This is a genomic window from Ignatzschineria sp. F8392 (genome assembly GCF_002252045.1).
In the GTDB taxonomy this organism is placed as follows: domain Bacteria; phylum Pseudomonadota; class Gammaproteobacteria; order Cardiobacteriales; family Wohlfahrtiimonadaceae; genus Ignatzschineria.
This window is the reverse complement of record NZ_NEFF01000004.1, coordinates 41,823-62,092: the sequence shown is the minus strand read 5'-3', so window position 1 is coordinate 62,092 and position 20,270 is coordinate 41,823. Positions and strand designations below refer to the sequence as shown.

15 protein-coding genes and 1 riboswitch are annotated in these 20,270 nt (G+C 41.5%); of the genes, 5 read left to right on the top strand and 10 right to left on the bottom strand.

From position 1 onward, the window contains the following. Window positions 1-25: 25 nt before the first annotated feature. Entirely contained in the window at window positions 26-1,519 is a 1,494-nt protein-coding gene (locus B9T19_RS07545) for a basic amino acid/polyamine antiporter (protein ID WP_094568018.1), read from the top strand. A 420-nt stretch (window positions 1,520-1,939) separates the two neighbouring features. Here B9T19_RS07545 and B9T19_RS10750 read toward each other — a convergent pair whose 3' ends face one another. Both B9T19_RS10750 and B9T19_RS07535 read right to left on the bottom strand, forming a co-directional pair. Further along, entirely contained in the window at window positions 1,940-2,881 is a 942-nt protein-coding gene (locus B9T19_RS10750) for a sulfite exporter TauE/SafE family protein (RefSeq protein ID WP_094568017.1), read from the bottom strand. A gap of 430 nt (window positions 2,882-3,311) precedes the next feature. Then, complete coding sequence (locus B9T19_RS07535; protein WP_094568016.1) at window positions 3,312-4,073, bottom strand: GntR family transcriptional regulator; 762 nt, start codon at window positions 4,071-4,073, stop codon at window positions 3,312-3,314. 324 nt (window positions 4,074-4,397) lie between these two features. Here B9T19_RS07535 and B9T19_RS07530 point away from each other — a divergent pair, with 324 nt between their 5' ends. Beyond that, a complete protein-coding gene (locus B9T19_RS07530) occupies window positions 4,398-5,024 on the top strand; it encodes a CopY/TcrY family copper transport repressor (protein WP_094568015.1) in 627 nt (208 codons plus the stop codon). Window positions 5,025-5,202: 178 nt separating this feature from the next. On the opposite strand, the gene hydA is transcribed toward B9T19_RS07530, so the two are convergent. Then, a complete protein-coding gene (gene hydA / locus B9T19_RS07525; RefSeq protein WP_094568014.1) occupies window positions 5,203-6,609 on the bottom strand; it encodes a dihydropyrimidinase in 1,407 nt (468 codons plus the stop codon). A 242-nt stretch (window positions 6,610-6,851) separates the two neighbouring features. On the opposite strand from hydA, the gene cobB reads away from it, so the two are divergent. Beyond that, complete coding sequence (gene cobB / locus B9T19_RS07520) at window positions 6,852-7,643, top strand: Sir2 family NAD+-dependent deacetylase (RefSeq protein WP_094568013.1); 792 nt, start codon at window positions 6,852-6,854, stop codon at window positions 7,641-7,643. Between the two features lie 225 nt (window positions 7,644-7,868). Beyond that, complete coding sequence (nhaA, locus tag B9T19_RS07515; protein ID WP_094568012.1) at window positions 7,869-9,032, top strand: Na+/H+ antiporter NhaA; 1,164 nt, start codon at window positions 7,869-7,871, stop codon at window positions 9,030-9,032. A gap of 385 nt (window positions 9,033-9,417) precedes the next feature. On the opposite strand, the gene B9T19_RS07510 is transcribed toward nhaA, so the two are convergent. Beyond that, window positions 9,418-10,881, bottom strand: a complete 1,464-nt coding sequence (locus B9T19_RS07510; protein WP_094568011.1) for a catalase — start codon at window positions 10,879-10,881, stop codon at window positions 9,418-9,420. A 366-nt stretch (window positions 10,882-11,247) separates the two neighbouring features. Here B9T19_RS07510 and B9T19_RS07505 point away from each other — a divergent pair, with 366 nt between their 5' ends. Then, the gene (locus B9T19_RS07505) at window positions 11,248-12,291 is read left to right on the top strand and encodes a CNNM domain-containing protein (RefSeq protein ID WP_094568010.1); all 1,044 of its coding nucleotides are present in this window, start codon (window positions 11,248-11,250) and stop codon (window positions 12,289-12,291) included. Between the two features lie 167 nt (window positions 12,292-12,458). Here B9T19_RS07505 and B9T19_RS07500 read toward each other — a convergent pair whose 3' ends face one another. The 6 genes from B9T19_RS07500 to ribD form a co-directional block, all read right to left on the bottom strand. After that, window positions 12,459-12,677 (bottom strand): glycine zipper 2TM domain-containing protein, encoded by a 219-nt coding sequence (locus B9T19_RS07500; RefSeq protein WP_094568009.1) that lies wholly within the window; start codon window positions 12,675-12,677, stop codon window positions 12,459-12,461. 246 nt (window positions 12,678-12,923) lie between these two features. After that, on the bottom strand, window positions 12,924-15,599 hold the full coding sequence (gene acnA, locus B9T19_RS07495) for an aconitate hydratase AcnA (protein WP_094568008.1): 2,676 nt from the start codon (window positions 15,597-15,599) through the stop codon (window positions 12,924-12,926). Window positions 15,600-15,778: 179 nt separating this feature from the next. Continuing rightward, window positions 15,779-16,243 carry a 6,7-dimethyl-8-ribityllumazine synthase gene (gene ribE, locus B9T19_RS07490; protein WP_094568007.1) on the bottom strand — a complete coding sequence of 155 codons (465 nt, stop codon included), beginning with the start codon at window positions 16,241-16,243 and terminating at the stop codon, window positions 15,779-15,781. A gap of 251 nt (window positions 16,244-16,494) precedes the next feature. Beyond that, window positions 16,495-17,736, bottom strand: coding sequence for a 3,4-dihydroxy-2-butanone-4-phosphate synthase (ribB, locus tag B9T19_RS07485; protein ID WP_094568006.1), 1,242 nt, complete (start codon window positions 17,734-17,736; stop codon window positions 16,495-16,497). Window positions 17,737-17,820: 84 nt separating this feature from the next. Beyond that, entirely contained in the window at window positions 17,821-18,450 is a 630-nt protein-coding gene (locus tag B9T19_RS07480) for a riboflavin synthase (RefSeq protein WP_094568005.1), read from the bottom strand. Then, window positions 18,451-19,686, bottom strand: coding sequence for a bifunctional diaminohydroxyphosphoribosylaminopyrimidine deaminase/5-amino-6-(5-phosphoribosylamino)uracil reductase RibD (ribD, locus tag B9T19_RS07475; RefSeq protein WP_094568004.1), 1,236 nt, complete (start codon window positions 19,684-19,686; stop codon window positions 18,451-18,453). A gap of 435 nt (window positions 19,687-20,121) precedes the next feature. Next, window positions 20,122-20,246: riboswitch (FMN riboswitch) on the bottom strand. Window positions 20,247-20,270: the final 24 nt, after the last annotated feature.

The window sequence follows — 20,270 nt, the reverse complement described above, 5'->3', positions numbered from 1 at the left end:
TATAAAAAGTGAGGATTCATCAATAATGGGTCAATCAAAAGGTGGTAAATTGGGCTTAATCGCCCTAATTGCAATCGTTATGAGCTCCATGATTGGGGGCGGTGTCTATAGTCTTCCCCAAAATATTGCTCAATATTCCGCGCCGGGACCGGCAATTATCGCATGGATTATTACCGGTATCGGTCTCTTCTTTATCGCAAACTCTTTTAGTATCTTAGCCAATGCTCGCCCCGATCTAAAAGCGGGGATCTATATGTACGCCCATGAAGGCTTCAACCCCTTTGCCGGCTTTCTCGTCGCTTGGGGTTACTGGCTTATGACGATCTTTGGCAACGTCGCCTTTGCCGTGATCTTAATGGATGCGCTCAATACCTTCTTCCCCGGCGTTTTTACCAATGGAAATAACTTAAACTCTATTATCTGCGGTTCGATTCTTATTTGGGGATATAACCTCCTTGTGAGTCGTGGTGTAAAAGTGGCCGGCTTTATCAACTTTATCGGGACAATCGGCAAGACAATTCCTCTTTTGATCTTTATTATCGTTGTGGGAGTGATGCTCGATTATAGTAATTTAACGCATAACTTCTGGGGAAATGATCCCCATACAATGAGTGAGCTTGGCTCCCCCGGGAGACAGATCACCAATCCCTTAATGGTAACTTTATGGGTCTTTGTAGGGGTTGAGGGTGCCGTTGTCCTCTCTGGGAATGCGAAAAATCCCAAAGATGTAGGAAAAGCCACCTTGATCGGCTTCTTCTTAAGTCTCTTTATCTATATTGCGCTCTCTATTTTGCCCTATAGTGTAGCGAGTCAAGATACTTTAGCGAAGATGGCAACACCCTCTACGGCAGAGGTTTTAAAGCTCGTTATTGGTGAGGCCGGTTCGATGATTATGAGTATCGGCGTAATTATCTCGGTGATGACAGGATGGCTCGCTTGGACCATGCTCTGTGCTGAGATCCCGATGGCCGCTTCTGAAAATGGAACCTTCCCTAAATTCCTCTCCATTAAAAATAGTCGCGGCGCTGCAAAATACTCGCTACTGATTAGCAGTAGTATTATGCAGATCGCGATGATCTTGGTCTACTTCTCTAAAGATGCCTGGAATACAATGGTAGATATCACCTCGGTAATGGTGATTCCCGCCTATCTTGCCACTACCCTCTTCCTCTTTAAATATGCAGTTAAAGGGGATAATGAGGTGATTAAGAAGCGTAGAATCTTGGCATTAATGAGTGGCTTGGTCGGTTTTCTCTTCTGTGCCTTTATGCTCTACGCCAGCAATCGCCTCTATGTTGCCGTCATTCCATTACTATTAACGCTAGGTGTTCCGCTCTATATCTGGGCGAAGAAGGAACATCGAACAGCGCCTACAGCAGATGGAGTGATAGAAGCGGGAGATTCTCAATCTGAAAAAGGAAAACTCTTTAGACGCGATGAACTCCTCTACCTCATCCTGCTTCTCATTTTAGATGCAGTTGCGTTAGCAGTTCTCTACTTTGCCCTCTTTAAGCATTAGTTTTAAGGAAAAAAAAGCCGGCATGATCGCGATGATCGTGTCGGCTTTTGTAATTGATAGGATGCATTCTCTATCAATATTACTAGGGGATCGTTATCTATCGATAGTGATAAAACTATCGATTATCAATTCTCTTATAACCTCTCTGCTATCTCTTTTCGATTGAAAAGGTCACCGTGAAGAGATAATCATATTCAACCGCTTGCCCATCCCGCTTTGCAGGCTGATAGCGATACTCATATTGGGGATTAAGCGTAATAGCTCTGCACCATCTTTTGCCGGCGCGGGCTGAATCGCCTAATAGAGGGCGATTGAGAATTCAATTCTCCTTCGCCGGAGAAATAGCGTTGTAGCATCATAGGGATGCTCTGATCGTAGGGCCTAATTTCAAAGGTCTGATCCCCAACGATCTTTCAACGCTTAATGATTCATTTGACTATGATCCATCAAGTCATGATTGGTCTCGGAGTGATTTTGCATCTGATGCTCCATCGTGTGATCCATCGTATGGTCCATTGCCTTATGATCCATAGTGCTGTGATCCATTTCACTATGCCCCATCGCACTATGATCGATCATCTCATGCCCCATTCCCGCATGATCCATGCCGCTGTGATCCATTTGAGAGTGGTCCATCTGTGAGTGATCCATCATTCCATGTCCATGATGATCATGTCCGCCACCGATTCCAAGATCGCTCATCAGCATCGATCCCATATAGAAAATGGTCATCGCTAAAACAAGAACTCCCGAGATCTTTCGTGCTTTAGGGGAGCTAAAGAAGCTTCCAAAGAAGTTGCCGGAGACACTTAAGGTCAACATCATCGGCAAAGTTCCTAAACCAAAAAAGAGCATGACTAATGGTGCAGCAAGCACGTTTTCGACCCCTAAGCTCATCGCAAATGCCATATAGACCATGCCACAAGGGAGGAGACCCCATGCAAGCCCGGCAACATAAGCCCCTTTTAGACTCTTAATGGGGAAGAATTTGCGCGTCAATTGAGAGATTGGGCGCGAGAGCTTGTTAAGCGGTTTTTCAATAAAAGCAAGATATTGAGGAAAGCCGATCAGTTGTAGTGCTACAAAGAGCATAATCACACCTGAAAAATAGCGAATCACTATCTGCAACGGTTTGAGATCTTGCATCGCAATACTCAAAAGCATCGCTACAAAACCTAAAATCACATAAGTAGAGATTCGACCCAAATTATAAAAAATGGCCGTCCCTATCCGTTTACGGTGTGTATCCGCCTCTGTATTCATCCCTAAAATACCGACAATCGGCCCGCACATCCCTACACAATGCAGCGACCCATTAAGGCCTACTAAAAATACCGCTGCGAGCAACGTAATATCAATCATTTTTGTCCCTTATTATTGCTGTTTTTTATAACTATTTTTATAACTATTTTTATAACTACTTTTGTAACTACTTTATTTTTTATATCTATTTTCTATCTTTACGCACTCCACTCTGAGTTGCGCTATATCTCACAAGCTATAATTTATAAGTTGTATATACAGGATTATAGTGTATAGTTGTCTATACAGCTTGTTAACTATAGGGGTATAGTCTAGCCGTAAAAAAATAAATAATAAAGCCCCAAAGATCACTCTTTTTGAAAAAAAGGTTAAAAATCACCGCTAATTTAGAAATAGATGATCAATATCAAATAATTAAAAATAATTAACCTCATTGAGTTTGAGTGCATTCTATAAAATAAAAATAAGCTCTATCAATGAATTTTAGATAAGGGGCTTGATGATCTAATGATTTATTTAATAATTGATTTTAAATACGGCTATGGAACTGGTAGCGAGATGCAGGATAGAACTGCTCTGCATAAGAACGAAGTTTCTCTTGAATCTGGAACTTCTCGATCACCTTAAAGCAAGCCTCTTCGCCATCAAGCGCTAAGATCTTCTGTAACTCTAAAGAGGGAATGATTGCTTCTAATCGATGTTTTTGCGACAGTGCCGGCACTAAATTGAGCAGATAAGCACTACTACAATGGTGAAGGAAATGCTCCTCTTCATAACGGGGGGCAAAAGCGGCAAGTAACGTTCGCTTCTCATACTGAATCGGAACGCCATTGCTTAGATAGAGGATCTCACTATAGAGAAAGGGGAAATCTGCCGCCTCTTCATCGGTAAGTTGAAAGTGGGACGCAAAAGGGACCTCATCGAATGCAAGGCGCTTACGCTCTAAGATAAGAACGCCATATTGGTTCCCTTCAATAGCAATCTCCTGAGAGATCGGAAAGAGCTCAAAAAAGGGGGTTAATTGAAATGGCTCTGCGACAAAAGTTCCAGAGCCCTTCTCCCGAAAGAGATACCCCTCTTCTGTCAGCTCCTTAAAGGCACGATTCACCGTCATGCGGCTAACATTTAAAGCGGCAGAGATCTCATTTTCAGAGGGGAGCTTCTGATGGGGGCGCCACTCTCTGAGCGCAATCTTTTCGAGAATAAACTCTTTAATCTTCTGATAGAGCGGTAACGAGCGATCATCACGCTCAAGTGAGTGCTGAAGTTCTTGAAATGAATGAATAGGCATATTTTCGATTCAATCCCCCATCGATCGATCATTATAAAAGAGGGTAGTATAACTTAAAATCCTGATCACTATGCTATTTCCCCGAAATTGATCTTACTTTTGATCTATAATGGAAAGATAAGTAGATCAACTCCTTTATTTTAACCACTCTACCCCAATCTTACTTGATTGATTATCTCTTATCGATCATATTTCATGAGTCATATTTCATGAATCAATGTTTCATTGAGGTTTTATTAAAGTTTTATTAAAGTTTTATTAAGGGGCGAGTTGATCTCTCATAGCTTACCCATCAACTTCTAGATCGAATCGAGGGCGATAATAATGACAAAAAACAAGATATCACCAGCTGAATATAGCATTATGCAGGTTTTATGGTCCCAAAACCAAGCCACTAGCCAGGAAATGATCACCATTTTAAGCAAATCGACCGACTGGAAACCTAATACGATTCAGGTAATGCTCTCTCGCTTAGTGAGTAAAGGGGTTGTCGGCATTCGAAAACGGGGTCGCTACAATGTCTACTTTCCTACTATTGCCGAAGGTGAGCGCAGTCGCCATATTGGAGAAAATGCCGGCCATATCTGTGCAAGAAAGATTGGAAGCCGTATTGTCGAGATGATTGAGAATAGAGTTCTCTCTTTTGAAGATATTGCCAAGATTGAAAAGGCGCTCGAGGCGAAAAAAGCCTTTGCTGTTGAGGAGGTGATGTGTGATTGCCCGCCGGGAACCTGTACCTGTAAAAATTGTAACTGTAAGCGAGAAGATCGAAAATTTGCCCTAACGCCAGCCAATAGCCAGGTAGAAGATCTTGCTAAAAGTAGCATAGTAGATCAAGGGCTTGCAACGGCATTGATGACAGAGCTAGATAATAGCGCTGGCAATGCGAAAAATAGCGCTGAAAATAATCCCGCAAAAGCAACCGTTAAAAGTAGCTGTTGTGGTGGATAGAGAAAACCCACTTTTGACTATTTTAAGCTTAATCTCCAATAAATCTATTAAGGAATCTATTAAGGAATCTATTAAGGCCATTAAAAACAGATCGAAAGTGGGAGGACTATACTTCTCTTACTCTCTTAAATTAACTTATTACACTTATTGCAAATGATGATGAGATCGAATCATCAAACTAAGTTAGAGGTTCTGGAGAATGTTTTAAGTAATCGAAGCAGCGACCAAAGGGTTTTGCATATTGGCGTTTTCCTTGCCCTTTCTCACCAACAAATTTCCCCTTCTCCGCCATCAATTTTCCCCGAAGGAAAACTTTATCTGCACGCCCTTTAATTTTAAATCCTTCAAATGCAGAATAGTCGATTCCGTGGCAGAGATCGCTATTATGAATCACACCTTCATAATTTTGATCCCAAATTAAAATATCCGCATCACAGCCCACAGCAATACGCCCTTTATGCGGAAGGTTGATCAATTTTGCGGGATTACTTGCCGTAATCTCTACAAATTTTTGCCGGCTAATATGGCCTGCTTCAACACCATAGGTCCAAAGCATCGACATCCGCTCTTGCATGCCGGGAACGCCATTAGGAATTTTTGCAAAATCGCCATATCCCTCCTTCTTCTTCTGAAATCCGCCCACTAAAGCACAGTGATCGGAACTTGCTGCCGTTAACCAACCTCGGCGAAGCCCTTCCCAGAGAGGTGCTTGATTCGATTTATCCCTCAATGGGGGCGCACAGACATATTTAGCACCTTCAAAATAAGGAAGCCCTAAGTAGGACTTATGCAGTGTGAGATAGTGTGTACATGTTTCGCCATAGATCGGATATCCCTTCTGATAGGCATCGCGAATCGCTAACATCGAATCTTCGAGCGTCACATGAACTATAAAGAGCGGCGCTCGTGTTAAGATCGCCATATCGATCCCCCGACGTGTTGCCTCTACCTCAGTAATAGGAAGGCGTGAGTAGTAGTGATCAATTGTCTGTTCCGGATCTTCCTTCTCTAAGATCTCTGTCAAATAGGAGATCATATCGCTATTTTCACAATGGAGCATGGTGGTGATCCCATATTTTCTCGCTTCTCGCATACAGTGCATAATGGTTTCATCATTTGAGTAATACTCACTACCTTTATACCCCATCAATAATTTAATAGTGGAGACCCCATGTTTTGGGAGGTTTTTTATATCATCAAAGAGCCCTTTATGCCCACCGCCCATTACCATTGAGTGAAATGCATAATCACAGCTTGCTATCCCCACCGCTGTTTGATCATGCGCTTCAATCGCATCACTAAATGTTTCACCTTCATGCATCGGTGCAAAATCGATCACCATCGTTGTACCACCAGCAAGTGCGGCATGGGTTGTTTCAAAGCCCATACCACCAAAGGAGCCTAAATGGGTATGCTCATCAATACCGCCGGGAAGGATATACTTTCCCTCGGCATCAATGACTTCATCGGCATTTGGAGTTTGATCAGTAATTGCAATGATCTTCTCCCCTTCAATCAGCAGGTTTGCCCGATACTCATGGTCAGTATCAACAATGATGCCATTTTTAATCAGAATAGTACCCATAACTCTTTTACCCTAATATCTTATAAATTTTAAAAATTTAATAATCTTTGCTCAGAAAATGTCGACATTCTAGACGTTCTTTCAATTAATGTCATTATCCTACATATAAATTTTGATAAATAAAGCTATTAGGTCAATTAAAGTGATTTTAAATCAAATAGATAAAAATGAGTAAAGAAACCATAACAGATGCTAACCTTAATCTAAGATTGAAAAAATGAAATTTAGAAAGGAGAGTCTGTATGGAGAATATGAAGAAGAAAAAGATCAATGACGAAAAGATCAAGAATAAAAAGATCGGTCACGAACAATCTGAAAAACTATTCCCTCAAAAGAAGCCGAGAATCGTTGTTTTGACCGGTGCCGGCATTTCAGCAGAATCTGGTATTCGCACCTTTCGTGCCACCGATGGTTTATGGGAAAATCATCCTATTGAAGAGGTCGCCTCTCCTGCAGGATTTCGGCAAAATCCGCAATTAGTACAACAATTCTATAATGATCGCCGGGCGCAATTACAATCGGAAATGGTAAAGCCCAATGCAGCACATTTTGCGCTCGCTCATTTAGAAGAGCAATTAGGGGATCATTTCCTCCTTGTCACACAAAATGTCGATAATCTCCATGAACGTGCCGGATCAAAGAGATTGATTCATATGCATGGAGAACTACTTAAGGTTCGCTGTTTAACAAGTGGAATGATCTTCGATTGGAAAAGTGCCATAACAGAGGAGAGCCTCTGCCCTTGCTGCCAACGACGAGGTTATCTGCGCCCTCATATCGTTTGGTTTGGGGAGATGCCGCTAGAGATGGAGAGAATCTACCAAGCTTTAGAAGAGGCTGATCTTTTTCTCTCTATTGGTACCTCTGGAAATGTCTATCCTGCTGCCGGCTTTGTAGAGATTGCGAAGATGGTGGGGGCACATAGTGTAGAACTCAACCTCGAACCGACCCAAGGAGCAACGCTCTTTGATGAAGCTTATTATGGACCTGCTTCTGAAATTGTCCCGCAATATTGTAACAAAATCATCAGTTAAGCCTTGTAAAATCGGGAATTTGCATGAGGCATGGATATTCGCTAGCCCCTTCTAGGAGAGTTGAGATGGTCGATTGGATACCATTTTGAGGTTTATATTGCTTAATTTTTAACCATAAACTGTATAAATTTCCATATTTTGTCGCTAAAAATTTTAGTACACTGATTTTTCGCGTTGAAAATATCAATGAAAATTACAAACACCTGACTCACTTTAGGAGCCAAGATGTATCAAAAAATTAAGTACTTTTTCACACTTCCAACTGCAGGCGGCATTATCTTAATGCTTTCAGCAATTATTGGGCTTATTCTCGCCAATAGTGCATTATCAGACCTCTATGTCTCTATTTTAGAGAGCCATATTGCCGGCTTGTCGGTACTTCATTGGATCAATGATGCTTTGATGGCGATCTTCTTTCTCTATGTCGGTCTCGAATTGAAACGAGAATTCATTAGTGGAGAGCTTGCAACAAATACACAGCGTATTTTACCTGGATTAGCGGCTTTTGCAGGGTTAGCAGTTCCGGCATTGATCTACTTTGCGCTTAATAGTGCAGATTCTGTCGCGCTTCACGGCTGGGCAATTCCCACAGCTACAGATATCGCTTTTGCGCTTGGGATTGTGGCACTCTTAGGCAGTCGTGTCCCCGTCTCTCTTAAGATCTTTTTAACCGCTTTAGCCATTATCGATGATTTAGCGGCTATTTTGATTATCGCGATCTTCTACAGTGACTCCTTACAGTTGAGTTATCTCTTAGCGGCGCTTCTCTGTTTGATCATTTTGATCTTCTGTAATTACCGCCGAATTATACAACCATTCGTCTATATCGTTGTGGGCGCTATCCTCTGGTTTGTTGTCTTAAAATCAGGGATTCATGCCACGCTCGCGGGTGTTGTCTTAGCGATGACCATTCCACTCAATGGTGTTAAAGAGAATAAGAAAGGGGAAACACCTCTCATTGCATGGGAACACGCTCTTAGCAATTGGGTCAGCTTCTTAATCATTCCGCTCTTTGGATTAGCCAATGCCGGCGTCTCTCTCAAAGGATTTGATTTCTCCATGTTGACCCATCCTGTTGTTTTAGGGGTAACATTAGGACTCTTTGTCGGAAAACAGATCGGCGTTTTTGGAATGGTCTTTATCGGAGAAAAATTGGGAATTTTCAAGCGCCCAAGTGGTGCGACTTGGTTGCAGGTTTATGGTATCGCCCTACTCTGCGGAATCGGTTTTACGATGAGTCTCTTTATTAGCATGTTGGCCTTCACCTCGGCAGAATTACAAGATCTCAGTAAGATTGGTGTCTTCTTAGGATCTATTCTTTCGGGAGTTTTAGGTTATCTTCTGCTTCGTTTCCACAAAGCGCCAGCAGAAAAGCTCGGAAGCAATTAAAGAGCGACTACAAGTCATTAAATGCCACTATAGATAGACTATTAAAAATCTGAAATGATTTGAAATAATCTAAAGAATCTAAAATAAGCAAAAACAAGCAAATTTAGCTAAAAAAGATGCCCCAATTTCTACTATTAGATCAAAAGATCGAAGGTAGAAATGGGGCATTTCCAATAAGAGATTACAGATATTGCTCTAAGGAGAATACTTAATCCAATGTTAATCCAATGTTAATTCAATGTTAATTCAATGTTTTAAGAATCTGCAATTTAGCAATAGAGACTGTTACCTCTTTCACTCAAATTCAGGTCTAATCTTATCTTTTACCCTCTGCAATAGAAGATTTGGTCAGCGATAAGATTAGAACGGAGTTAGTTTACCTCAATTACGCAGGAATAACACTCTTAATATCGATTCCTAACGCTTCTGCCACACCTTTTCCATAGGCTGGATCTGCTTGATAGCAGTGATAGATATGACGTTTTTTGATCTGCTCTTCGCTATCACCCATATTTCGAGCCGTATTCTCAAAGAGACGTTGCTGCTCTTCAGGTGTCATTAATCGGAAAAGTTTGCCCGGTTGCTCAAAATAGTGATTATCATCTTCATGGAAATCCCAACGCGTTGCCGGTCCGATAAGATCGAGTTCTGGCTCTTCTAAGTGACGAGCTTCAGTCCACTCACTATAACTATTGGGCTCATAAGCAATACGGCGTCCTTGGTTACCATCAACACGCATTGCTCCATCGCGATGGTAGCTATGAACAGGACATTTAGGAGAGTTAACAGGGATCTGATGATGATTAACTCCTAAACGGTAGCGCTGAGCATCCCCGTAAGAGAAGAGTCGACCTTGTAGCATTCTATCTGGTGAGAAACCAATTCCTGGAACAACATGAGCCGGATTGAAGGCTGCTTGCTCAACATCTTGGAAGTAGTTATCAGGATTACGATTAAGCTCAAATGTTCCTACCGGAATCAATGGAAAATCCTTTTTATACCAAACTTTGGTGAGATCAAAGGGGTTGTAAGGCATCTTTTCTGCCTCTTCAAGCGTCATCACCTGGATAAACATATCCCATTTTGGATAATCTCCTTCGGCAATCGCATTGTGTAGATCACGTTGACTCGCTTCCCGATCTTTACCAACAATCTTTTCTGCTTCGCTATCGGTTAAGTTCTCAATCCCTTGACGTGTATGGAAGTGGAATTTTACCCAGAAACGCTCTCTCTCTTTATTGATAAAACTAAAGGTATGGCTTCCAAATCCATGCATATGACGATATGACTTTGGAATACCACGGTCACTCATGGTAATGGTGATTTGATGAAGCGCTTCCGGTAACGATGTCCAGAAATCCCAGTTAGCATTAGGACAGCGCATATTGGTATGTGGATCACGTTTAATGGCATGATTAAGATCAGGGAATTTTAAAGGATCACGGAAAAAGAAGACCGGCGTATTGTTACCGACTAGATCCCAATTTCCCTCTTCGGTGTAGAAACGAAGCGCAAATCCTCGAATATCACGCTCCGTATCAGCCGCACCGCGCTCGCCGGCAACGGTTGAAAAGCGAGCAAACATCTCTGTCTCTTTACCAATTTCTGAGAAGATTTTTGCACTGGTATATTGGGTAATATCATGGGTAACGGTGAATTTCCCGAAAGCTCCCGATCCTTTTGCATGCATCCGTCGCTCAGGAATAACTTCACGATCAAAGTGGGCTAATTTCTCTAAAAACCAGACATCTTGAAGCAACATCGGTCCACGGCGACCTGCGGTTAAAGAATCTTGGTTATTCGCAACGGGGGCACCTGCTGCGGTTGTAAAATATTTTTTATCGCTCATAAAGTTATCCTTCTGCTGAAGTGTTAAACATTGATGTAAGATCCTCTCAATGAAGAATGATCGGATGATGATCGATCCACTCTGCTTAATCGACCCTACCACTGCAGATTAATACTTTTTTGATCATTATGAAAATGAATTATATTAATAGATCTATTTAATCTTATTAAAAAGAGTCTCATCAATTTTTTTTATCACAGTATTACCAACTGGCCTGCTGCCTGAGTAAGATAAAGAGAGAATAAAGAAAAATAAGGTGGAATAAGGTGAAATAAGGCGAAGATGCAGCCTAAAGCGATGATTGCTACAGCAGAGGCATGAATAATTCGTTATAATTGACTCTTCTTTTCTATTTTTAGAGTCATTATGGTTCTACTGACACTTACCGTTATTCTTTCTATTGCCGTCTCGTTTCTCTGTTCGATATTAGAGGCGACGCTACTCTCATTAACGCCCACCTTTATCTCGCAGCAAAAAGAGCGATCACCCCAGCTCTATCTTCGTTTAAAAGCGCTAAGAGATAAGATTGATCGACCACTAGTCGCAATCTTAACACTCAATACTATTGCCCATACGGCTGGTGCTGCCGGTGTTGGTGCTCAAGTAACAGCACTCTATGGAAGCGCTTATTTAGGAGTAGCTTCCGCTGTTATGACGATTCTTATTTTGATCCTTTCAGAGATTATCCCTAAGGTTTTAGGGGCGAAATATTGGCGTCAGATAGCGCCAACCCTACCGGGAATTCTCAATCCGATGATTCTAATTCTTCGCCCTTTTATCTGGCTTTCAGATCGGATTTTGCGCATTATTGGCAATAATAAGGAGGAGATCAATCTTCGTGCTGAAATAAAGGCACTATCACAATTGGCGAAAGAGCTTGGGAAGATTGAGACAAAAGAGCAGCAGGTGATTGCTAACGTATTAGATCTCAATGAGGTTGATATCACCTCAATTATGACTCCGCGTGTTGTAACAACGGCAATTAAGCCGGATATCGATCCTCAAGAATTGACGGATCTTATTGAAAAAAATCAATTTTCACGATATCCCATTATTGATGATGAGGAGAATCCATTAGGTATATTTTTTCGTCATGATCTCCTTAAAGTAGCACAAGGCGGCGAAAAGATTATGGATCTAGCGGAAGAGCCCCTTGTTTTTCCCGATACGATCAGCGTTAAAAATGCTTTTCGTAAACTACTCGATGAGCAACAACACCTTGCCTTTATCTATGATGAGTACGGAACTTGGCTCGGTATTATTACCTTAGAAGATATCTTAGAGAAGCTGATTGGCGAAGAGATTCTCGATGAGCATGATCTTGTTCCCGATATGCGTCTATTGGCCAAAAAGCGCTGGGAGAGCCGGCAAGAGAGTGAATTAGGTAAAATTAAAGGGAAATCCCATTAGCCTATAAAGCTTATACAACTGCACAGCTTCAGGCGGTAGATAATAGATGATAGATAATAAACGATAAAAAACCCGTAGAAAACTACTACTCTACGGGTCTAATTAAAAATTGATGATTACAACTAACGACTAGTAAGCTAGCAAAATTTGTTGCAGATCGCACTAATTTAGAGGGCTTTACCAACTTCGTTACCGATTACACCACCTACAGCAGCGCCAATCCCTGTACCTAAAATCGTATCTGTCACCGCAGCACCAGCGACTGCACCAGCACCTGTACCGATGACCATGCCCTTCTCTTTATTGCTCATTCCATCCCAAGTTGAACAGGCTGTTACAACAGCAACAATCGCAAATAAAGAAGCTACTTTTATGATTAACTTCATCGATTTTCTCCTTATTAAACATCAAAGATATCAACTAAATACCTCTGCGGTACCATGATATAACATCAACTAATATCTTAATTTCTTGCTACCTATCTTATCTAAAATTGTCTGCTAACTTTCTATTAAATTTTCTATTAAATTTTTGTTAACTTTCACTTAGTATTATTACATAAAACAAAAAAAGAGATGCAACAATCTGCATCTCTTTTCGTTTATAAGCATCTACTTATCAATAGCCGATAATTATTTATGCTCTTTGATCATCTCACGAAGAACGTAATGTAAGATACCGCCTGATTTGTAGTAATCTACTTCATTAAGGGTATCGATACGGCAAAGGACAGTGAATTTCACCTCACTACCATCTGCTTTACGTGCTACGACTTCGATATCTTGACCTGGCTTGATATTGTCATCTAACGCAATTGTAAATGACTCTTCACCTGTTAAACCTAAGCTTTCAGCATTTTGACCATCTTTGTACTGAAGTGCAAGGATTCCCATACCGATAAGGTTAGAACGGTGAATACGCTCATAGCTCTCAGCAATAACTGCTTTAACACCTAAAAGGTTTGGACCTTTCGCTGCCCAGTCACGGCTTGAACCTGAACCATACTCTTTACCCGCAAGAACGATTAATGGCGTATTCTCTTCTGCATAGCGTACTGCTGCATCATAGATCGGCATTGTCTCGCCTGATGGGATATGTTTTGTATATCCACCTTCAACATCCGTTAACATCTTGTTACGAATACGGATATTTGCGAATGTACCACGGATCATTACTTCATGGTTACCACGACGTGATCCATAAGAGTTAAAGTCTTTAGGCGCTACACCTTTATCTTGGAGATAGAGACCGGCTGGTGAACCTGCCATAATTACCCCTGCTGGAGAGATATGGTCTGTTGTGATTGAATCACCAAAGTATGCAAGAACGTTTGCATTTTCGATCGATTTAACCGCTTCAACCGGTTGGTCAATCTTCTCAAAGTATGGAGGATGTTGAACATAAGTTGATTTCTCATTCCATTGGAATGTCTCTGTCTTATCAACATCAAGCGCCTGCCAGTGAGCATCACCGTCGAAGACACCTTCATAACCTTTACGGAACATTGTGCCATCAACTTTTGCAACTGCTTCTGCAATCTCATGATTTGAAGGCCAGATATCTTTGAGGTAAACATCATTACCATCTTTATCTTGAGCGATCGGATCTTTTGAGATATCGATACGAGTTGTCCCTGCAATTGCAAATGCAACGACTAATGGTGGTGAAGCGATCCAGTTTGTTTTGATCTGTGGATGGATACGGCCTTCAAAGTTACGGTTACCAGAGATCACAGCAGCCATTGTGAAGTCGTTTTGATCAATCGACTCACCCACTTCTTTAATTAATGGACCTGAGTTACCGATACATGCCGTACAACCATAACCTGTTAAGTTGAAACCAACTTCATCAAGATATTTCGTTAAGCCTGCTTTATCGAGATACTCACTTACAACTTTAGATCCTGGAGCTAAAGAAGTTTTAACCCATGGCTTACGTGTCAAACCAAGTTTTGCCGCTTTTTCTGCAACTAAACCTGCTGCCATCATAACGCTTGGGTTAGAGGTATTGGTACATGAAGTGATTGCTGCGAAAACAACATCCCCTTGATTGAGAGTCTCTGTTTTACCATCTAAAGTGATATCTGCAGAAAGGGTGATATCTTCTTTTGAATCTTCAACAAATTTATCAAATGCTGATTTAAGGTTTGGTAAAGTGACACGGTCTTGAGGACGCTTAGGACCTGCCATGCTAGGCTCTACGCTACCAAGATCAAGTTCAAGCGTATCTGTAAATACCGGCTCATCATGATCATTACCCCAGAAACCTTGCTCTTTTGCATAGCTTTCTGTACGTGCGATAACTTCTTCATCACGACCTGTTAGACGCATATAATCAAGTGTGATTTGATCTACTGGGAAGAAACCAACCGTAGCACCATACTCCGGCGCCATGTTAGAGATTGTTGCGCGGTCTGCTAATGGAAGCTCTTTAAGTCCATCGCCATAATACTCAACAAATTTACCAACAACACCTTTTTTACGGAGCATTTCAACAATTGTTAAAACCAAGTCCGTCGCAGTGACACCCTCTTTCAATTTGCCGGTTAATTTAAAACCGATCACTTCAGGGATCACCATTGAGATAGGCTGACCAAGAATCGCCGCTTCCGCTTCGATACCACCCACACCCCATGCAAGTACTGAAAGACCATTCACCATTGGTGTATGGGAGTCAGTTCCTACACATGTATCTGGCATAATCCAAGTTTTACCATCTTTCTCATTGGTCCATGCCACTTGTGAAAGATACTCAAGGTTAACTTGGTGACAGATTCCTGTTCCGGGTGGAACGACGCGGAAATTATCAAATGCATTTTGACCCCACTTAAGGAACTCATAACGCTCACCATTACGCTCCATCTCGAGCTTAACGTTCTCTTCGAACGCTGAATCTGTACCAAACTTATCGATCATGACTGAGTGGTCGATAACAAGGTCTACTGGTGCTAATGGATTGATATGTTTTGCATCGCCACCTGCTTTAACCATCGCGTCACGCATTGCTGCTAAGTCAACAACAGCAGGTACACCGGTAAAGTCTTGCATTAAAACACGTGCAGGGCGATATTGAATTTCACGCTTAGATGTGCGGTTTTTAGCCCACTCACCAATTGCAGCGATATCGTCAGCATTCACTGTAACATTATCTTCAAAACGGAGTAAGTTCTCTAAAAGAACTTTCATCGATTTTGGTAAACGAGAAAGATCACCTAATTTCTCTTCTGCTTTCTTGATTGAGTGGTAGTGATACTCTTTATCCCCTACTTTTAAGGTAGAGAGAGTATTTAATGAGTTTACATTACTCATGTTGACCTCCTAAGTTAATAAAAAAATAGTCTGCTAAATCCTTTAAAAACTTGATATTAAGGCTTTTATCAATAACTTTGTTTTATTCTCTTTTATTGTTCTTTGTTATTGCACCTTATTCCGCGCTCATGATAGCAAGATTACACAATAAAAGGAAACCTTAAAAACACTCTTGCATGCTAGATGATTTCATCAATAAGGCTTAACATTTCCACAACACCCATCGCCGCAGCAAAACCATTATTCCCTGCTTTTGTACCAGCACGCTCTAACGCTTGTTCAATGGTATCGACTGTTAAAACACCAAACATCACAGGTTTACCACTCTCTAAACCAACACGACTTACCCCTTTTGCAACTTCTCCGGCAACATACTCAAAATGGGCAGTAGCGCCACGAATAACAGCGCCTAAACAGATCACAGCATCAATATCGCTCTTTTCTGCAAATTTTTTCGCAATAAGAGGGATCTCATAGGCTCCAGGAACCCAGGCGAGGGTAATATCTTCTTCAGAGACACCGCTTCGTACTAAGCCATCTCTTGCTCCCTCAATCAACTGCTTGGTAATCAAGCTATTGAAGCGCCCTGCAACAATCGCAATCTTTTTACCTTGAATACTTAATTGACCTTCTAATACTTTCATCTTTTCCTCACTTTTTATATCGAATATTGAATCTCAAATATCTAATCTCTAACTTCTAACTTTTAATATCTAACTTCTAAAAACGAATTTTAATCTCTAGCTCTTGAGCTATCACACTTAATCGATCGTCATTATCGATAGTTGTTATCGATAGTTATTAATATTTAGCTCTCTAATCCCGCTAAAGCACGATACTCTTTATTCAGGGTAATATACTCAAGAGATAAACTTATTATATTTTATTATATTAATTAACGAGTAAGTCCTTTATGTCCCATATGATCTCGCTTAACATCTAAATAATCGCTATTTTCTGCCGTCTCAAATCGAGGTGTCCCCCCTTCTTTAACCTCTATTCCTGCAGTTTTAAGCGCAGCAATTTTATCGGGGTTATTAGTGAGAAGATTGACCTTTTTAACACCAAAAAATTTTAAAATCGCCGCCGCCTCATCATAGGTCCGTTCATCAGCACCATGACCTAAGAGCTGATTTGCGGCAATGGTGTCATACCCCTCTTCTTGCAATTTATAGGCTTTCAGCTTCTCCACAATACCGATTCCTCTTCCCTCTTGTCGCAGATAGAGAAGAATGCCATTCTCCGCTTTTGCTGTCTCTTCTAATCCAAAAGCTAATTGCGCATGGCAATCACATTTGAGTGATGAAAAAACATCTCCCGTTAAACATTCAGAATGGATTCGTACCGTCGCTTCCTGGTGAGCCTTCTCTGTTTGATGTTCTTGAAGAGCTGAACAGAGCGCCATATGAGGCTCTCCCCCATTTTTATTAGGAAAGGAGTAGATCTTAAATGTGCCATACTCCGTGGGTAATGTCGCTTCACTCAATGGCATCAGAAGAGATTCATCTTCTAGCATCAAGCGATAATTCACGATATCTTGAATCGAGATAATCGGTAAGCCATGCTCTTTAGCATATGGAATAAGATCACTCTCGCGAGCCATCTCACCATCCTCTTTTAAAATTTCACAAATAACAGCGGCGGGTTTAAAACCGGCTAAAGTCACAATATCAACAGCAGCTTCTGTATGGCCGCGACGCTCTAAAACGCCACCCTCTTTAGCAATCAGTGGGAAGATATGGCCGGGGCGATTAAAGTCAGCGCCGGTTTTACTCTCATCTGCTAACGCGTTGAGTGTCTCTGTTCTCTCAAATGCCGAGATCCCGGTATGAGTTGTTGCCAAATCGATTGAAACGGTAAATGCGGTTTTATAGGGGTCTCGGTTATCAACCACCATCGGTGCTAATGCTAATCGATCTGCATATGCTTGTGAGATTGGCGCACAGATCAATCCTCCGGCATGGCGAATCATAAAATTGGTATCTTCGGGAGTTACAGTCTCTGCCGGCATAATCAGATCTCCCTCATTTTCTCGAGAGGCATCATCGGTGACAATGATCATCCCCCCTTTCTTCATAAATTCAATTGCTTCTCTCACTTTTGCGACAGAACCGACTTCTTGAAATATTGTTGCCATCTCTTTTCCTACCTAATTTCTATAAAGATCTAGAAAGATCTAATAAGCGATCTATAAAATGAAAATGTTATGCACTAAAAATTCTTAATAACCCCAATTGGAGAGTTGCTCATACTGCAGACTCTTTCGCTCTTGCTGTTGTGCTTTGATATATTTGCCGATCATATCGAACTCAATATTGACTCTGCCCCCAATCTTCAACTTCTCTAAATTGGTATTCTCAAATGTATGAGGGATAATTCCTACTTTAAAGGAGCGATCTGTCACAGAGATAATCGTTAAACTGATCCCATCGATTGCAATAGAGCCTTTAGGGATAATCAGTCCTTCATGGGAATCCTTCAATTCAAAAGTGAGCTCACGAATATCACCAAGATCATCCACTCTTAAGAGCTTTGCCTCACCATCGATATGGCCACTCACCATGTGCCCACCTAAGCGATCGCCCATTCGAAGGGCGCGCTCTAAATTGACAAGGGTTCCCTCCTGATATTGATCAAATCCTGTCCGCTTGAGTGTCTCCGGCATCAAGTCTGCTTTGAAATAATCATCCCCAAACTCTGTCACCGTTAGACAGACGCCATTTACGGCGATGCTATCGCCCAATTTAACATCCCCTAAAACCACTTTTGCACTGAAGGTGAGTCTAGAGATATTGTGATGATGATTCATTGCGATAATTTTTCCACGCTCTTCAATAATTCCTGTAAACATCTAACGTCTCCTTCTTGCGACGGTTAAAAATGATTCTTCAAGTAGTTCAACTGATTCAATTGTTACAAGTGGTGCATCGCTTAATTGCTCGATACTGCTCGATTGCCACAGCTCTAATGCCTCTGAACTTCCAATCAATTTAGGTCCATAGAAGAGAAGATATTGATCAACACAATCGGCGCTGATAAAGGCATCATAAATGCCGGCGCCACCTTCAATAAAGAGACTCATAAAACCGGCATTAAAGATATATTCTAAAACGGATTGAGGGGTGATCTCGGCAAGTGGCACTACTTCAACCCCTTTTGCTTTTAATAGCGCTTCTAATGAGTGGCTAGGAGGATTCCCAGCATCATAGAGAATCAGCGAAGGGGCTAAATTGATATTAAAGAAGTGATATTGAGTGATGATCTCTTCGGTAATGCCCACAAAATTGTTGAGCATCAATAGACGTGTCGGCGCTTTAGTCTCATAACCATAACGTACCGTCAGTGATGGATTATCGGCTAGAAGTGTTCCCTTCCCAATCAATATAAGATCGTGCAATCCTCGATAATAATGCGCTCGTTTACGAGCGGCCTCACCGGTAATCCATTGTGAGTCGCGTCGCTTGGTTGCCAATTTACCATCGAGGCTTAAAGCAGCCTTTAAAGTAACAAAACTCTTTTTATAACGCTGATTGTGGCTAAAAATTTCAATAAGTCTCTCTCCCTGATCAGCAAGAAGATTGGTAACGACCTCAATGCCGGCATCCTGTAAAATTCGATGCCCTTTACCGGCAACAGCGGGATTAGGATCTTCCATCGCCGTGACAACGCGTCGAATTCCACTCTTTAAAATGAGATCGGTACAAGCGCCCGTCTTCCCTCTAAAGCAGCAAGGCTCTAGTGTGACATAGAGTGTTGCTCCCGCGAGTTGATAGCCATGATCAAGCGCATCTTGCACAGCATTCACTTCTGCGTGAGCGCCTCCGGCGTATTGATGATAACCCCGGCCGATGATCTCGCCCTCTTTGACCAGTAATGCCCCGACATAGGGGTTAGGTGAGACTGCACCATAACCACGCTTTGCAAGCTTAACCGCTTCTAAAAGATAGGTACGATCAACCTCTTTTTGACTTAAACTCTGATCGACATTCTGCTCAAACTCTTGCTCTAACGCTTCGCCTGAAGCCTGATATTGCGCCTGATCTCTTTCGACCAATGTCTGATCTGATCTCTGCTCTGATTTCTGCATTAAAAAAGCCCCTTGCAATTCTGCTTGGGGCTTTTAACGATTCGGGATAGATGTCTGTTAAAGTCTCTTATATCTATATCTATAGTTATCGCATAATCTCTAATAGACGATATCGATAACAACAAGTTATGGTCGTTGAGAAGATATCTCTTAGCTAAAACGGCTTAAGATGATTGATCTTATCAGCTGTGAGAGCTGATTATCTCCTAGAGGATCTTACGATAGTATCAGAAAGATCAAGTTCTCTATTGCTCTCTATTACATAATACTCTCTAAGAGCATGGAGAAGATCATACGCTTATTTCAACTCTTTCTGCTATCTCTCATCATGAAAGATGGGCATACAAGATGAGCATTAAGATGAACACTGAAATAACCGATTAAAATAATCTCAACCAAGATACAACTCAATATAAAATGTTACTTTAACAAATCATTTATCTTTTACCATCCAGACTATACTGTCGGTTTTGGAATTGCACCAATATCAGCTTACGCTCGCGGACTATCACCGCCGGTCGGGAATCGAGAAATTCTCTCACCCTGCCCCAAAGATAAATTTAAAACTTCTTCAGGTACTATAC

Excerpts from the sequence above, each read along its gene's own strand:
- B9T19_RS07545 (WP_094568018.1), top strand. The coding sequence starts at position 26 with ATGGGTCAATCAAAAGGTGGTAAATTGGGCTTAATCGCCCTAATTGCA.
- B9T19_RS10750 (WP_094568017.1), bottom strand. The coding sequence starts at position 2,881 with ATGATTGATATTACGTTGCTCGCAGCGGTATTTTTAGTAGGCCTTAAT.
- B9T19_RS07535 (WP_094568016.1), bottom strand. The coding sequence starts at position 4,073 with ATGCCTATTCATTCATTTCAAGAACTTCAGCACTCACTTGAGCGTGAT.
- B9T19_RS07530 (WP_094568015.1), top strand. The coding sequence starts at position 4,398 with ATGACAAAAAACAAGATATCACCAGCTGAATATAGCATTATGCAGGTT.
- hydA (WP_094568014.1), bottom strand. The coding sequence starts at position 6,609 with ATGGGTACTATTCTGATTAAAAATGGCATCATTGTTGATACTGACCAT.
- cobB (WP_094568013.1), top strand. The coding sequence starts at position 6,852 with ATGGAGAATATGAAGAAGAAAAAGATCAATGACGAAAAGATCAAGAAT.
- nhaA (WP_094568012.1), top strand. The coding sequence starts at position 7,869 with ATGTATCAAAAAATTAAGTACTTTTTCACACTTCCAACTGCAGGCGGC.
- B9T19_RS07510 (WP_094568011.1), bottom strand. The coding sequence starts at position 10,881 with ATGAGCGATAAAAAATATTTTACAACCGCAGCAGGTGCCCCCGTTGCG.
- B9T19_RS07505 (WP_094568010.1), top strand. The coding sequence starts at position 11,248 with ATGGTTCTACTGACACTTACCGTTATTCTTTCTATTGCCGTCTCGTTT.
- B9T19_RS07500 (WP_094568009.1), bottom strand. The coding sequence starts at position 12,677 with ATGAAGTTAATCATAAAAGTAGCTTCTTTATTTGCGATTGTTGCTGTT.
- acnA (WP_094568008.1), bottom strand. The coding sequence starts at position 15,599 with ATGAGTAATGTAAACTCATTAAATACTCTCTCTACCTTAAAAGTAGGG.
- ribE (WP_094568007.1), bottom strand. The coding sequence starts at position 16,243 with ATGAAAGTATTAGAAGGTCAATTAAGTATTCAAGGTAAAAAGATTGCG.
- ribB (WP_094568006.1), bottom strand. The coding sequence starts at position 17,736 with ATGGCAACAATATTTCAAGAAGTCGGTTCTGTCGCAAAAGTGAGAGAA.
- B9T19_RS07480 (WP_094568005.1), bottom strand. The coding sequence starts at position 18,450 with ATGTTTACAGGAATTATTGAAGAGCGTGGAAAAATTATCGCAATGAAT.
- ribD (WP_094568004.1), bottom strand. The coding sequence starts at position 19,686 with ATGCAGAAATCAGAGCAGAGATCAGATCAGACATTGGTCGAAAGAGAT.